Consider the following 14,723-nt stretch of genomic DNA (forward strand, 5'->3'; position numbering starts at 1 on the left):
GATGAAGACCATTCACAGCTTCGCACGGCGCATCGCGGTCAAGCCGCTGGCCGCCCCGGCCATCGCCATCGGCCTTGCCATCCTGGCGACCGCCGTTCCCGGCACGGCCGTCAACGCAGCGCCATCCAGCGCGCAGGACAATGCCATCCTGATGTCGGTCGGCGGCAGCCGGGTCGTCAATCTGGGGGCCAAGATGTCAGATGTGGTGATCGGCGACCCGAATGTGGTCGACGTGCATGTTCGCTCGCAGAACCAGCTCTATCTGATCGCCAAGAAGCCGGGGGAAACCACGGTGTTTGCCACCGCCACCAATGGCAAGGTGCTGTTTTCCGGCACGGTGCGGGTCGGCAACAACCTGACCAGCATCGACGACATGCTGCGTCTGGCGATGCCCGGCGCGCAGGTTGCGGTCAACAAGATGAACGGCATGGTCCTGTTGACCGGTACGATCCAGGCGCCCGAAGACGCCGCCGAAGCCGAACGGCTGACGCAGGCTTTCGTCGGCAAGGATGTGACCGTGGTCAGCCGCCTGCGCATGGCGACGCCGTTGCAGGTCATGCTGCAAGTCAAGATTGCCGAAGTCGCCAAGGATGTCGGGCACAAGATCGGCACGAATTTCAGCTCAATCGACAGAAGCGGTGGCAGCACAGCCGGTTTTGTCGGCGGCGGAACCCGCGATTTCGTTGAGTTTAACGAAAATGGCGGGGGAACTTTCAACACTCCGATTAATGGTGGCTACAGCCTCGGCGGCGTCGCCCGCATCCTGGGGTTGGATATAGCCGGTGCGCTGGATCTGGCCGAATCGAGCGGCCTTGCCAGCACCTTGGCGCAGCCGAATCTGACCGCCCTGTCGGGCGAAACCGCCAGCTTCCTGGCGGGCGGTGAATATCCCTACACGATCAACAACGGTCAGCAGGGCAACAGCATCGAGTTCAAACAGTACGGGGTGCAACTCGCCTTCACGCCGACCGTGCTGGCCGATGGACGCATTTCGCTGCGGGTTCGCCCGACCGTGTCGACACTCGACTTCACGCTGAATGCCGATGTTCCCGCGCTCAAGAGCCGCACCGCGGAAACCACGGTGGAACTGGGGTCGGGCCAAGCCTTCATGATTGCTGGCCTGCTCAACAATGAAACGAGCAACGGCATCAACAAGGTGCCCGGCATCGGCAATATCCCGATCCTGGGCAGCCTGTTCAAATCGCGCCAATTCCAGCGCAGCGAGACCGAACTGGTCATCGTCGTCACCCCCTATCTGGTGAAGCCGATGAACGCATCGGACGTGCGCCTGCCGACCGATGGCTTCCGTAACGCGGATGTGGGGCAAGGTCTGTTCCTGCAACAAGGGCATGACGGCGTCAGCGGCGCTCGCGCGCCGATGCCGACCCGCGCGCCTGGTGGCGGCGTGCCGACCCCCGGCCCGCAGGCGATGGCGACCCCGGCCCCGGTCGTTGCCAGCGCCGACAGCCGCAAGGCCGGGAAATCCGGCGCGGCCGCCCCTGGCTTCAGTTTCTGACGGAAGGACGAACGACATGACCTCCCCTCTCCCGCCCCGTCTATCGCGCAAGTCCCTGGCCGTATTGGCCCTGATGGCTTTACCGCTGACAGCCTGCGTGACCGATAGCCAGAACCGCAGCGTCGATTCGGTTCATCAACCGGTCGTTAGCTACGCCGCCTACACCTATGATGTGCAGGCTGGCGCTGGCGATATGCTGACGCCCGCCGAAACCCGTCGCCTGGACGACTGGTTCACCTCCATTGGCCTCAGCTATGGCGACCAAGTGGCGATCGTATCGGACGGCTATTATGGTCCCGCCCTGCATGACGGCATCGCCGACGTGGCGGCGCGCCGGGGCCTGCTGGTCGGCACCGACAGTTCGGCAGCGGCCGGCGTCGCGCCGCAGGGCATGCTCCGCTTGGTCGTGCGCCGCGCCACGGCAACCGTGCCGGGCTGTCCCGACTGGTCGGCCAAGCAGGAAGCCGAAATGAACCTGGGCGCGTCGAGCAATTATGGCTGTGGCGTCAACAGCAATCTGGCGGCGATGGTCGCCAATCCCGAAGATCTGGTCCGGGGCCAGGGCACCGACAGCAATTTGCGGACGGCGACCTCCAACCGCGCCATCACGACATATCGCGAAAAGCCGCCGACCGGTGCTGGCGAACTTAAGGAAATGCAAGCCGGAGGAGGCGAGTAACATGAACGCACCCTGGAAACCCGGCGCGGCTGGTCCACGCGATCCGTTCCACGCCTTTGTCTGCGACGATCATAGCTTCGACATGGTTCGCGCCGTGGCGGCCGAAATGGGCTGGGCGCCTGAAAAAGTGAACAAGGGCGGGATGCGCAATGCGGTCCAGAGCCTGTCGATCACCGCTTCGCCCCAGATCCTATTCGTCGACATGTCCGAAAGCGGCGACCCGCTCAACGACATCAACAGCCTCGCCGAAGTGTGCGAACCGGGCACCGTCGTCATCGCGGCGGGCCAGGTCAACGACGTGCGCCTCTATCGCGATCTCGTTGCCAGCGGCATTCAGGATTATCTGCTCAAGCCGTTCGGCGCCGACCAGTTGCGCGATGCCCTGGCCAATGCACAGGCCGTGTTCATGGCCCCGCGCGATGCGACGCCGGACCGGCCGCATATGGCCGTCGCGGTCATCGGCACGCGCGGCGGCGTCGGCGCGTCCAGCCTCGCGACCTCGCTTGCCTGGTTGCTGTCGGACAAGAAGAAGCGCCAGACCGCGCTGCTCGACCTAGACGTGCATTTCGGCACCGATGCGCTCGCGCTCGACCTGGAGCCGGGCCGTGGCCTGACCGACGCGATCGAAAATCCGAGCCGGATCGACGGTCTGTTCATCGAACGCGCCATGGTCCGCGCCAGCGACACGCTGGCGATCCTCTCGGCCGAAGCCCCCATCAGCCAGCCGATGCTGACCGATGGTGGTGCCTTCTACCAATTGCTGGAAGAGTTCCGCTCGGTCTTCGAATGCAGCGTCATCGACCTGCCGCGCGCCATGCTGATTCAGCACCCTCATTTGATCAGCGAGATTCAGGTCACGATGGTCGTGACCGAACTGACGCTGGCGTCAGCGCGCGACACGATCCGCATTCTGTCCTGGCTCAAGACGAACGCGCCCAACAGCCGCGTCATCGTGGTCGCCAACCGCGTCCACCCTGGATCGCCGGAGATCAGCCGCAAGGATTTTGAACAGTCGATCGAGCGCAAGGTCGATGTCCTCATTCCCTTCGACCTGCGCGTGGCATCGCAGGCGGCAAAGCTCGGCAAAACGCTGGCCGAAACCGCCAAGGGCAGCAAGGTTGGGGCAGCCTGTTCCAGCCTGCTCGAAGAGATATTGGGTGCAGCGCAGGTGGACCCTGCCCAATCCGGTGGAAAATCTGCCGCGAAAAAGGGCGACTCCCTGCTCGGCAAGATCGACTTCAGGGCCATGATGCCGTCGCGACGCAAGGACAAGGCCGCCGCGCTGGAAGATTGACGACGCAGGTCGCCCGGTGGCGACGGCAGCCCATGAAGGACGGGGTAGATAATGGACGGCAATTTCATCCTGATCATGGTGTTGATGGCGACCCTCATGGGCCTCGCCGTCATCGCCTTTGCCGGTCCATCACCGGAAAAGGCGCGTAAGCGCCGCGTCGCGATGATCCGCGGCCGTCACAGCGATTCGGCCGAAGCATTGCTGGAAGCGCGCATGCGCAAGGCGATTTCCAACCGCTCCACCACCATCGAAACCAAGATGCTGGTCTCGCTCATCCCCAACCCGGAAAATCTGACCAAGCGGATCGTGATGACCGGCAAGAAATGGACGCTCAGCCAATATATGACGGCCAGCGCATTCATCTTCCTGGGGCTTGCCGCCTTGCTGATGCTACGCGGCTTTCCGCCGCTGATGGCGCTGATGTTCGGACTGGCTGCGGGCCTTGGCCTGCCGCACTGGTGGGTCGGTCGCCTGATCACCAAGCGGGTCAATCAATTCACCGCCAAATTCCCCGATGCGCTGGAACTGCTGACGCGCGGCCTGCGCTCTGGCCTGCCGATCGCGGAAACATTGGGCATCGTGTCGAGCGAAGTGCCGGGACCAGTGGGCGAAGAGTTCAAGCTCATCACCGAACGGATCAAGATCGGCCGGTCGATGGAACAGGCGTTGCAGGAAACCGCCGATCGCCTGGGCACGCCTGAATTTCAATTCTTCGTCATCACCTTGTCGATCCAGCGGGAAACCGGCGGCAACCTGGCCGAAACCCTGTCCAATCTGGCGACGGTCCTGCGTCAGCGCGCGCAGATGAAGCTCAAGATCCGCGCCATGTCGTCGGAATCCAAGGCGTCGGCCTATATCATCGGCGCCCTGCCCTTCCTGGTGTTCGGGATGATCTGCTACATCAACTTCGACTATATGAGCCCTTTCTTCACACCGGACCCGGCGGGCCTCTTTGGCCTTTCGCTGATGCAGGTCGTGGGCATAGGTGGCTTCTGCTGGATGGGCATCGGCGCGTTCATCATGGCGCAAATGGTCAATTTCGAAATCTGATCGGGACGGGAGAAAAGATATGGACGCCCCTGCCCCAGTCGGCACCTTATTTGGCCTGACGGCCACTGACGTCGGCACCCTGCTGGCCGCGCTGGCGACGCTCGCCATGCTTTTTGCCCTTTATGCGGTGATGACGGTGCGCGATCCGATGGCCAAGCGGGTCAAGGCGCTCAATGAACGGCGCGAACAGTTGAAGGCGGGCATTACCGCGTCCACCGGCAAGCGCCGGGCCAGCCTGGTCAAGAAGAACCAGACGACCGACAATATGCGCTCCTTCCTGTCGAGCCTGAAGGTCTTGCAGGACGACCAGCTCAAGGACGCCCAGATCCGCCTGGCCCAGGCCGGCATCCGGTCCAAGGATCTTGCCGTCGCTGTGATCTTCGGCCGCATGTTCATGCCGATCATCATCGGCGGGCTTGCCGTCACCCTGCTCTATGTCGTCGGCATCCAGCCGGAATGGGGACCGTTGAAGCGCTTTTTCGCCTTCGCCATCACCCTGATACTCGCTTACAAGGCACCCGATCTCTACATCGACAACAAGGTAACGAAGCGTTCGGCCGCCATCCGCAAGGGGCTACCCGATGCGCTCGACCTGCTGGTCATCTGCGCCGAGGCGGGGCTGACCGTCGATGCCGCCTTCAACCGGGTCGCACGCGAACTGGGCAAGGCTTATCCCGAACTGGGCGACGAATTTCAGCTGACCGCGATCGAACTGTCGTTCCTCACCGAACGGCGCATGGCGTTTGAAAATCTCGCGACGCGCGTCAAGCTGGATGCAGTCAAGGGCGTGGTGACGACCATGATCCAGACCGAAAAATATGGCACCCCGCTTGCCTCCGCGCTGCGCGTCCTCTCCGCCGAATTCCGCCATGATCGCATGATGCGCGCGGAAGAAAAGGCGGCACGCCTGCCCGCGATCATGACCGTGCCGCTCATCCTCTTCATCCTGCCGACCCTGTTCGTCGTCATCCTGGGTCCGGCGGCCTGCTCGATCAGCGAGGCCTTCTAAAAAATTGCGGCCACGCGCTGCGCGATGCCGTAGCGTTTCGCGCCAAACTGCCTGCTTCCGCCATAAATGGCGGTGGCGGGCACCGCGCATCCCGCCTATCTCTGGTCCCAAGACCAAGAGAGAGGATCGCATGAAGAGCATCGCATTCACCATCGCCACATTGGCCGCTGCCTCGGCCCTGCCCGCCCAGGCCGCTCAGCCCGTGACCGGCCGCTGGACCACCGTCGATGGCAAGGCGATCGTCCACATCGCACCGTGCGGCAAAAGCCTGTGCGGCAAGATCGAAAAGATCCTCAAACCCACCCCCGGCCGTCCGCACACCGACGCGGAAAACAGCGATCCTGCGCTACGCTCGCGCCCGCTGGTGGGCCTGCCCTTGTTGACCGGCTTTTCCGACGCGGGCGACATCTGGAAAGGGACGATCTACGATCCCGAAAGCGGCAAAAGCTACAAGTCCAAGATCAACCGCAACCCCAATGGCACCTTGAAGGTCCAGGGTTGCATCGCGTTCCTTTGCAAAACTCAGACCTGGACGCCGACGCGGTGAGCCGAAACGGGCGAGTCGGAACGATCGTTGACAAGTTTCCGACCAGCGTGAAGAAGGCCAAGGGCCAGAGCCGCAAGGCTGACCTATCAGCAGCAGGGTAGATTTCTATGTTCGCCAGTTCCGTAGCCGGCCGGTTGGATCGTCATAATTTCGCTGATAGACTGGTACAAGCGAACGGCGGATCCTGGCCAGATATGGAAGGATTGATCCGAGATCTTTATGTCGCCCATGCTCGGCCGGGCGATACGATGCTGGATGTCGGGGTCAATCATGGCGGTCATTTCATACAGATGGGCGAGGCCGTGGGCGAGGCCGGTCAAGTCGTAGGTTTCGAAGCAGCACCGGAACTTGCCCGGCGCACGATGGCAACGGTAGATCTCCATTATTCCCATCTTCGGCCGCGACTGACCCTCCATCAATGCGCCGTGTCCAATGAACCCGGCGAAGCCACCTTCTATTTCAGCAAGGCAAATGACTCTGGCCTTAGCGGCTTGGCGAACCGGGCCATTCTCGCCAGTGGTGAAGTCGAAGAAATAAAGGTAAAAATGCATACCATCGATAGCATGGTCGATGATTATTTTGTGGCCCTGTTACGCTTTGCCAAATTCGACATTGAGGGTGCGGAATATCATGCATTTTTAGGCGCTAAAAAAATATTCGACAGCCAACCTATCGTTACGTTCGAATGGGATTCGAGTGCGCCAGGCTATTTCAAATATCAGCCCGAAGATCTATTTGGCTTCATTGCTAACCGCGGCTATCGTATATTTGACCTATTTGGCTATGAATATTCCAGTGTAGCCGAGTTCGTCGGAGCGCGCGTTTGGAACTTCGTAGCAGTCCCCCTTGGGCTTGACCCGGCCCACATCCTGTCGCCCAGCCTTGACACCATGACAAAGGCATTCCCGGACATTTTCCGCTGACCAAGCGGCAGGGCACCGGACCTTGCCTTACCCCCCCAGGATGAAATCCACGCCTGCCATCGCGTGAATGCTGGTGCAGTCGTAGATTGGCAGCACATTGGCCTTCACGTCGACGATCAGTTCCAGCTCGGTACAGGCCAGCACCACCGCCTGCACATCCTGCTTGGCGATGTCGGTCAGCGCGCTTTTCATGAAGCGCTGCGAATCCTTGTTGATCCGCCCCGCCGACAATTCCTCATACATGATGTGATTGATCCGATCGGCCAGCGCAGGATCGGGCGGCAGCAGCGACATGCCATGGCCCACCAGTCGTTGGCGATAGAATTTCTCCATCATGACATTGCGCGTGCCGAGCAGCGCGGCGGTAGTGATACCGTCCCGCTTCATCGCCTGCCCCACCACGTCGGCGATATGAATGACCGGAATCGACACAGCCGCCTGCACCCGGTCATAGACGCGATGCATCGAATTGGCGCAGATCAGCAGCGCCTGCGCCTCGGCCGCCTCCAGCCGCCGCGCCGCCGTCACCAGCGGGACGGACGCGCAATCCCAATCGTCGTCCGACACGCATTGCGCCACCGCCGCGAAGTCCAGGCTTTCGATCGCCAATGGCGCACTGTGCAGCCCGCCCTGGGTCCGCTGCACCGCTTCGTTGATGATCTGATAATAGCGCGCCGTGGACGCCCAGCTCATTCCCCCGATCAGGCCGATCTTGCGCATCTGATGTTCTTGCCCCGCAATGAAAAAGGGACGGCCGAGCGGTCGCCCGGCCGTCCCCATGATGGTTAGGGGAAGCCCGGCTTAGTGGGCAAGCCCCTTGACGATTTCCTCGACCATCTTCTTGGCATCGGCCAGCAGCATCATGGTGTTGTCCATGTAGAAGACTTCATTGTCGACGCCGGCATAGCCCGCTCCGCCCATGGAGCGCTTGACGAACAGCACCGACTTGGCGTTGGCGACGTCCAAAATCGGCATGCCATAGATGGGCGACGTCTTGTCGGTCTTGGCCGCCGGATTGGTGACGTCGTTCGCACCGATGACGAAGGCGACGTCGCACTGGCCGAACTCGCTGTTGATGTCCTCCAACTCGAACACTTCGTCATAGGATACGTTCGCTTCGGCCAGCAGCACGTTCATATGCCCTGGCATACGGCCCGCGACGGGATGGATCGCATATTTGACGCTGACGCCTTCCTTCTTGAGCAGGTCGCCCATCTCGCGCAGCGCATGCTGGGCCTGGCTCACCGCCATGCCATAGCCCGGCACGATGATGACGCTGTCGGCCTGCTTCATCAGGAAGGCAGCATCCTCGGCCGAGCCGCGCTTGTAGGGACGGTCGATAACCGGCCCACCTGCGCCCGAAGGCCCGGACTCCGCGCCGAAGCCTCCCGCGATCACGCTGATGAAGCTGCGATTCATCGCCTTGCACATGATGTAGGACAGGATCGCGCCCGACGATCCCACCAGCGCGCCGGTGATGATCATCGCGCTGTTGCCCAGCGTAAAGCCCATCGCGGCGGCAGCCCAGCCCGAATAGCTGTTGAGCATCGACACCACGACCGGCATGTCCGCCCCACCGATCGGGATGATCAGCAGGAAGCCGATGATGAAGCTGAGCGCCGTTACGGTCCAGAAGATCCAGGGGCTTTGATCGGTCACGAAATAGGCGATCAGGCCCAATATCGCCGCCAGCGTGCCCAGGTTGATGACATGCCGCCCCGGCAGCATGATCGGCTTGCCCGACATATTGCCGTTGAGCTTCAGGAAGGCGATCACCGAACCGGAGAAGGTGATCGCGCCGATGGCGACGCCCAGACCCATTTCGATGCGGCTGGCACCATGGATTTCACCCGTCACGGCATCCAGAATCCCAAACGCACCGGGGTTGAGGAACGCCGCTGCGCCCACCAGCACCGCGGCCATGCCGACCAGGCTGTGGAACGCCGCGACAAGCTGCGGCATGTCGGTCATCGCGATCCGCCGTGCGATGATGAAGCCGATGCCGCCGCCGATGACGATAGCCCCGATGATTTCGGGCAGGCTCACCACATCATGGGTATAAAGCGTGGTGGCGACGGCAATCGCCATGCCGATCATGCCCATACGGTTGCCGCGACGGCTGGTGGCCGGGCTGGAGAGGCCACGAAGGGCCAGGATGAACAGGACGCCTGCGACCAGATAAGCGAGGCTCACGCCCCATGGGATCTGTGCGATCTCATGCATCACTTGCGCTCCTTCTTCTTGTACATCGCCAGCATCCGTTCCGTGACGGCAAAGCCGCCAAAGATGTTGACCGATGCAAAGACCACCGCGAGCAGCCCCAGATATTTGGCCGCCGCGCTCCCCGCCTCCGCCGACGCGACCAGCGCGCCGACGATGATGACGGATGAAATGGCGTTAGTGACCGCCATCAATGGCGTATGCAGCGCGGGCGTCACCGACCACACCACATAATAGCCGACGAAACACGCCAGCACGAAAACCGACAGGATGGAAATAAAGTCCATTCTAGTCCTCCCCTATTCTCTCTTTGGCCATCACCTTTACCCCGGCGACGGCTGTGTCCAGATCATTCAATATTGCGATGGCGGGTATGCGAAGGACATGAATGCCGCGTTCCGCAAACCAAGCATCGCGAATTGCATCGCTTTGTGGGGCATCGCCGCGATTATGGGCTTCGCCGTCCACTTCAACGATCATCCGGGCCTCATGACAGTAAAAGTCTGCCACATAAGGACCAGATGGATGCTGTCTGCGAAATTTCAGGCCATTAGTTTGATCGCGTAACGCATTCCACAGCAACACTTCGGGTAGCGACATGGCCTGCCTGAGAGACTTGGCCCTCGACATGCCGACATCGCCGCCTTGCAGCACCTATATTCCTCCCCTGTAAGGGGAGGTGGCACGCGCAGCGTGACGGAGGGGTGTCACCCTATCGATAGGGTGACACCCCTCCGTCAGGGCTTCGCCCTGCCACCTCCCCCCATGGGGGAGGATTATAGGGGCAAAATTCGCCATCAGCTCGCCAACAACCGCTCGTTCACGACCTTGCCGCCCTGCGTCAGGCGGATGGCGTTGCCGATTTCCTCGTCCAGCACCGGCGCTCCCTTGTCCTTGTCCCAGAAGGCGGACAGGAAGTTGAACAGGTTGCGCGAGAACAAAGCGGACGTGTCCGCCGCCAGTCGCGACGGCACGTTGCGGTGGCCCACGATCTTGACGCCGTGGCGCAGGGCCACTTCGCCGGGCACCGCGCCTTCGACATTGCCGCCCTGCTCGACCGCCAGATCGACGATCACGCTGCCCGGCTTCATCGTCGCGATCTGCGCGTCGCTGATCAGGCGCGGCGCGGGCCGCCCCGGAATGAGCGCGGTCGTGATAACGATATCCTGCTTGGCGATATGTGCGGACACGAGTTCGGCCTGCGCGGCCTTATACTCGTCGGACATTTCGGTGGCATAGCCACCAGAGCCTTCACCCTCGATGCCCGCGACTTTCTCGACGAAGATCGCCTTGGCGCCCAGCGACTCGATCTGCTCCTTGGTCGCGGCGCGCACGTCCGTCGCGCTGACCTGCGCACCCAGCCGCTTGGCGGTTGCGATCGCCTGCAGGCCTGCCACGCCCACACCCATGATGAAGACGCGCGCGGCCGACACAGTGCCCGCCGCCGTCATCATCATCGGAAAGGCCCGGCCATATTCGGCGGCAGCATCCAGCACTGCCTTATAGCCCGACAGGTTCGACTGGGACGAGAGAATGTCCATCGACTGCGCGCGCGTTATGCGCGGCATGAACTCCATCGCCAGCGCCTCATAGCCGGCCGCCGCATAGGCATCGACCCGTGCCCGGTCACCGAACGGGTTAAGCCCTGCCACGATCCAGGCACCTGGGTTCACGCCGGACAGGCTGGCCACATCCGGCCCCTGCACGCCCAGCACGATATCCGCGCCTGCAACCGTCGCGGCTCGATCGGCGACGGTCGCGCCCGCCGCCGCATAATCGGCATCGGCGATCGACGCGGTCAGCCCGGCCCCCGCCTCGACGGCGACCTGCGCGCCAAGGCCGATAAATTTCTTCACCGTTTCCGGCGTCGCGGCAACACGGGCTTCGCCCGCTGCCTGTTCTTTCACCACTGCTATTTTCATTATTATGGCATCCCCTCCCTGTACGTCGCGCCGTGCTTAGCTGGAGATCAGCAGCACCACGATCGCGGCCACCGCCACCGAGGCGATCGTGCCCCACTTCATCAGCCCCACAAACCCCGAATAGGTCTGGGTCGCATCCTTGATATTTCCGTCCGTGGCCATGCTGGGTCTCCCTATTGTGGTAAAATCAGGCCAACCTCTTATCCGCAACCTGCCCCCCCCTCAACCCGCCCAAGGCCAAGAAAATCTTTCGCAGTTAAGCGCGCCTTTACCCCGCGTCCCTATCGTCGGTCGCCTGTTGCAATTGAGGGGTGCGAATGGCGCGCGACGGCATACCGATGCTGATGCTAATCGACGACGAACCGGCGCAAAGGCGGCTGGTATCGGCGCTCGCGGCGCGTGCAGGCTGGCGCACGATCTTTGCAGGCGACAATGAAACCGCCATCGCGATGCTCGGCACGCAGGACGGGATGCAGCTTGATGCGATCATCCTCGACCAATGGAGCCCGGATTATGAGCCAGCCGGCTTGGTCGGCGAGATTCGTGCCCGTCGCCCGGCGCTGCCGATCCTGATCCTCACGGCCCATAACAATGTCGCCGTTGCGGTCGATGCCATGCGCGCCGGGGCCACCGACTATCTGTCCAAGCCGATCGCGCCCGAACGCCTGCTCGCCGCACTCAATGCCACGCTCACCGATGGCAGCGACGGCGAACTGCGCCCGCTCACGGAAAAAATCACCGCCCCGCTCTCTTTCGAGGATGTCGTCGGCTCCGCGCCGCAATTCCGTGCCGCCCTCGCCATCGCGGCCAAGGCGGCGCGCGCCCGCGTGCCGGTCCTGATCGAGGGCGAAAGTGGCGTTGGCAAGGATGTGATCGCGCGGGCCATCCACGCCGCCTCCCCGCGCCACAAGCAGGCGATGGTCACCGTCAATTGCGGCGCCATCCCCGCCAACCTCGTCGAATCGGAACTGTTCGGCCATGAGCGTGGCGCCTTCACTGGTGCCTTCGACCGGCATGTCGGCAAATTCGCCAGCGCGGACATGGGCACGCTCTTCCTCGATGAAGTCAGCGAAATGCCTATGGATGCGCAGGTCAAATTGCTACGCGTACTACAGGATGGCGAAGTCCAGCCGATCGGCGCGCGCCGCCCGATCCATGTCGATGTGCGCGTCATCGCCGCCACCAACAAAAAGCTGGCCGAAGAGATTGAGGCGGGCCGCTTCCGCGAAGACCTTTATTATCGCCTCAACGTCGTCCAGCTTACCATTCCCCCGTTGCGCGAACGCATGGGCGACATTCCGGCTTTGTGCCGCCACCTGCTGAGGCGGATCGCCGCGCAGCCGGGTCTGCGTGGCCTCGGCCTCACCGATGATGCGCTCGCGCTGCTGATGCAGCATGGCTGGCCCGGCAATGTCCGCCAGCTTCAGAACGCGCTGTTCCGCGCCGCCGTGCTATGCGAGGGCGACGCCCTTACGCCGCAGGATTTCCCGCAGATCGCCGCTCAGATCAAGGCGAGCGACCCGCTCGATCGCTTGTCCATCCGCCCGCGCGCCGCCAATCAGCCGCACCGCGACGGCGCAGGCATTACCCTGTTCGAGGGCGACGGCCATGTCCGCCAGCTTGCGGACATCGAAGCGGACGTCATCCGCCTCGCCATCGGCCATTATCGCGGTCGCATGACGGAGGTCGCCCGACGGCTGGGGATCGGGCGATCTACCCTTTACCGCAAACTGGCCGAACTGGGCATCGACAGCGCCGCCTGACCGGTGAACATGACGTCCTGTCGCCTCCTCTCGGGCAATGTCGTTGAATTATCGCCGCGCCTATGCTTTGGATCGCGCATGAACCGTTTTCCCCTTACCGCTTGCCTGCCCTTCCTGTTGCTCGCCGCCTGCGGCCGCACCGAGCCGGTTGCCGATATGCCGAGCCAGGAGGAATTGGCCGCCGCCGCCAATGCCGCCGCGGCAGAAGCACTCGCCACGCAGCAGAGCGACGAAGGCCTCGAATCGCTCGAATATGTGAATGCCGCGCGCGGCTTTTCCGTCACGCTGCCCGAAGGCTGGGTGAAGGATGAAAGCGCCAGCAATGCCGATGGCGTGGTCTATGAAGATCCCGGTGCCGGCGCGGACGTGCGCGTCTTCTGGCAGAAGAATGACGGCGACCAGACATTGCAACAGATTGTCGAGGCGGTCAGCGACGGGGCCGAAGGCGTCGATGGCGATTTCATCGGCGACAATGAATATCGCGGCACCGCCAATGACGGCGAAGGCAATAATGTCGCCGTGCGTCTGCTGCGCCAGCCGGACGGATCGATCGTGACGGCGACCTTCGTCTATCCCGAAATGCTGAGCGAACAATATCAGAGCATATCGGACGCGCTGTTGCGGAGCCTGCGACTATTGCCCGCCGCGACACCGGCCGCCGCGCCCGAAGCCGCCGCCAATGCGGCGAGCGCGCCGAAGCCCTGAGGCTGACGCTCTAACCCCGGCGTCGTCCGATGCTGTGCGCGCCCCATGCGAGCGCCGCCACGACGATCGCGCCGACCGCCTGATGCAGCACGGCGAGCGGCAGCGCGATACCGCTCATCACCGTGGCTATCCCCAGCAGGATTTGCGTACCTACGCTGGCATTGATCGCGATCGACGCACCGCGCTGTCCAGCCCGCTTGGCCCGGCGCGCCAGCATCACGGCCAGGATGGCGGCACCCCAGGCCCACCAGCGATGGATGAAATGGACGAGATAAGGGTCGCTTGACAGCGTCGCCCATAGCGACCCCATCCAGGCCATGCCGTCCGGCACGAAACGGTCATTCATCAGCGGCCAGGTGTTGGCGACATAGCCCGCATTCAGCCCGGCGGTGAACGCCCCGAACAGCAATTGCACGAACAGCCCGATCAGCACGACCAACGCGAAGGGCCGCAGCGTCGCCGGGCGCGCATTGCGGTCGCGCGCCAGCATCAATAGGTCGAGCGCGGTCCACACCAACCCACCGATGATCAGCAGCGCATTGAGCAAATGCACGGCCAGCCGATAATGGCTGACGTCGGTGCGTTCCGACAAGCCCGACTGTACCATCCACCAGCCGATCGCCCCCTGCAATCCGCCGAGCGCCAGCAGCGCCACCAGCCGCCAGCCATAGCCCTGCGGAATGGCGCGCTTCCACGCGAACCACAGCAAGGGCAGAGCAAAGGCCAATCCGATCACCCGCCCCAGCAACCGATGCGCCCATTCCCAGAAGAAGATGAACTGGAAATCATTGAGGCTCATGCCCCGGTTGATCTGCTGATATTCGGGGATTTGCTGGTAGAGGCGAAACGCCTCCATCCATTGTTCATGGGTCAGCGGGGGAATGGCCCCGGTGATCGGCTTCCATTGCGTGATCGACAGGCCGGATTCGGTCAGGCGCGTGATCCCGCCGACCACGACCATGAGGAACACAAGCGCTGCTACCGATAGCAGCCAGCGGGCGATGGCGCGCGGCGCAGGCGCGGCGGACGATCGGGGGAAGGTCGCGGTCATGGCCGGTCCATGCGCCGATGCCTGGCGCGTTTCAAGAGCGCATG

The 14,723-nt window shown here is 62.7% G+C and carries 16 protein-coding genes; 9 read left to right on the forward strand and 7 right to left on the reverse strand.

Going from position 1 to position 14,723, the window contains the following annotated elements; genetic code table 11:
* The first annotated feature begins 1 nt into the window (after position 1).
* The 7 genes from ACZ2HM_RS08105 to ACZ2HM_RS08135 all read left to right on the forward strand — a co-directional run bounded on the left by ACZ2HM_RS08105 (position 2) and on the right by ACZ2HM_RS08135 (position 7,018).
* On the forward strand, positions 2-1,516 hold the full coding sequence (locus ACZ2HM_RS08105; protein WP_037476588.1) for a type II and III secretion system protein family protein: 1,515 nt from the start codon (positions 2-4) through the stop codon (positions 1,514-1,516).
* Positions 1,517-1,532: 16 nt separating this feature from the next.
* Positions 1,533-2,195, forward strand: a complete 663-nt coding sequence (locus tag ACZ2HM_RS08110; RefSeq protein WP_037476587.1) for a CpaD family pilus assembly protein — start codon at positions 1,533-1,535, stop codon at positions 2,193-2,195.
* Between the two features lies 1 nt (position 2,196).
* Complete coding sequence (locus ACZ2HM_RS08115) at positions 2,197-3,489, forward strand: nucleotide-binding protein (protein WP_037476586.1); 1,293 nt, start codon at positions 2,197-2,199, stop codon at positions 3,487-3,489.
* Between the two features lie 51 nt (positions 3,490-3,540).
* On the forward strand, positions 3,541-4,539 hold the full coding sequence (locus tag ACZ2HM_RS08120; protein WP_037476585.1) for a type II secretion system F family protein: 999 nt from the start codon (positions 3,541-3,543) through the stop codon (positions 4,537-4,539).
* A gap of 19 nt (positions 4,540-4,558) precedes the next feature.
* Entirely contained in the window at positions 4,559-5,548 is a 990-nt protein-coding gene (locus ACZ2HM_RS08125; RefSeq protein ID WP_037476584.1) for a type II secretion system F family protein, read from the forward strand.
* 130 nt (positions 5,549-5,678) lie between these two features.
* Positions 5,679-6,095, forward strand: coding sequence for a DUF2147 domain-containing protein (locus ACZ2HM_RS08130; RefSeq protein ID WP_069066267.1), 417 nt, complete (start codon positions 5,679-5,681; stop codon positions 6,093-6,095).
* Between the two features lie 107 nt (positions 6,096-6,202).
* A complete protein-coding gene (locus ACZ2HM_RS08135) occupies positions 6,203-7,018 on the forward strand; it encodes an FkbM family methyltransferase (RefSeq protein WP_083217150.1) in 816 nt (271 codons plus the stop codon).
* Between the two features lie 27 nt (positions 7,019-7,045).
* On the opposite strand, the gene ACZ2HM_RS08140 is transcribed toward ACZ2HM_RS08135, so the two are convergent.
* The 6 genes from ACZ2HM_RS08140 to ACZ2HM_RS08165 form a co-directional block, all read right to left on the reverse strand.
* Positions 7,046-7,738: an aspartate/glutamate racemase family protein gene (locus ACZ2HM_RS08140; RefSeq protein WP_470426728.1), complete on the reverse strand. Its 693-nt coding sequence runs from the start codon at positions 7,736-7,738 to the stop codon at positions 7,046-7,048.
* 81 nt (positions 7,739-7,819) lie between these two features.
* Positions 7,820-9,241 carry an NAD(P)(+) transhydrogenase (Re/Si-specific) subunit beta gene (locus ACZ2HM_RS08145; RefSeq protein WP_037476580.1) on the reverse strand — a complete coding sequence of 474 codons (1,422 nt, stop codon included), beginning with the start codon at positions 9,239-9,241 and terminating at the stop codon, positions 7,820-7,822.
* The gene (locus ACZ2HM_RS08150) at positions 9,241-9,525 is read right to left on the reverse strand and encodes a proton-translocating transhydrogenase family protein (protein ID WP_006950157.1); all 285 of its coding nucleotides are present in this window, start codon (positions 9,523-9,525) and stop codon (positions 9,241-9,243) included. Before ACZ2HM_RS08150 ends, ACZ2HM_RS08145 begins: the two co-directional genes overlap by 1 nt.
* A gap of 1 nt (position 9,526) precedes the next feature.
* Positions 9,527-9,892, reverse strand: coding sequence for an endonuclease domain-containing protein (locus ACZ2HM_RS08155; protein ID WP_076605514.1), 366 nt, complete (start codon positions 9,890-9,892; stop codon positions 9,527-9,529).
* Positions 9,893-10,035: 143 nt separating this feature from the next.
* Positions 10,036-11,160: an NAD(P) transhydrogenase subunit alpha gene (locus tag ACZ2HM_RS08160; RefSeq protein WP_037476578.1), complete on the reverse strand. Its 1,125-nt coding sequence runs from the start codon at positions 11,158-11,160 to the stop codon at positions 10,036-10,038.
* 36 nt (positions 11,161-11,196) lie between these two features.
* Positions 11,197-11,322, reverse strand: coding sequence for an aa3-type cytochrome c oxidase subunit IV (locus ACZ2HM_RS08165; protein ID WP_037476577.1), 126 nt, complete (start codon positions 11,320-11,322; stop codon positions 11,197-11,199).
* 155 nt (positions 11,323-11,477) lie between these two features.
* Between ACZ2HM_RS08165 and ACZ2HM_RS08170 the strand changes: the two genes are divergently transcribed.
* Positions 11,478-12,923 carry a sigma-54-dependent transcriptional regulator gene (locus ACZ2HM_RS08170; protein ID WP_470426729.1) on the forward strand — a complete coding sequence of 482 codons (1,446 nt, stop codon included), beginning with the start codon at positions 11,478-11,480 and terminating at the stop codon, positions 12,921-12,923.
* A gap of 78 nt (positions 12,924-13,001) precedes the next feature.
* Positions 13,002-13,628 (forward strand): hypothetical protein, encoded by a 627-nt coding sequence (locus tag ACZ2HM_RS08175; RefSeq protein ID WP_096061869.1) that lies wholly within the window; start codon positions 13,002-13,004, stop codon positions 13,626-13,628.
* A 10-nt stretch (positions 13,629-13,638) separates the two neighbouring features.
* Here ACZ2HM_RS08175 and ACZ2HM_RS08180 read toward each other — a convergent pair whose 3' ends face one another.
* Positions 13,639-14,679, reverse strand: coding sequence for a COX15/CtaA family protein (locus tag ACZ2HM_RS08180; protein WP_096061962.1), 1,041 nt, complete (start codon positions 14,677-14,679; stop codon positions 13,639-13,641).
* Positions 14,680-14,723: the final 44 nt, after the last annotated feature.

The sequence above is a fragment of the Sphingobium sp. KKT206 genome, from assembly GCF_055640555.1.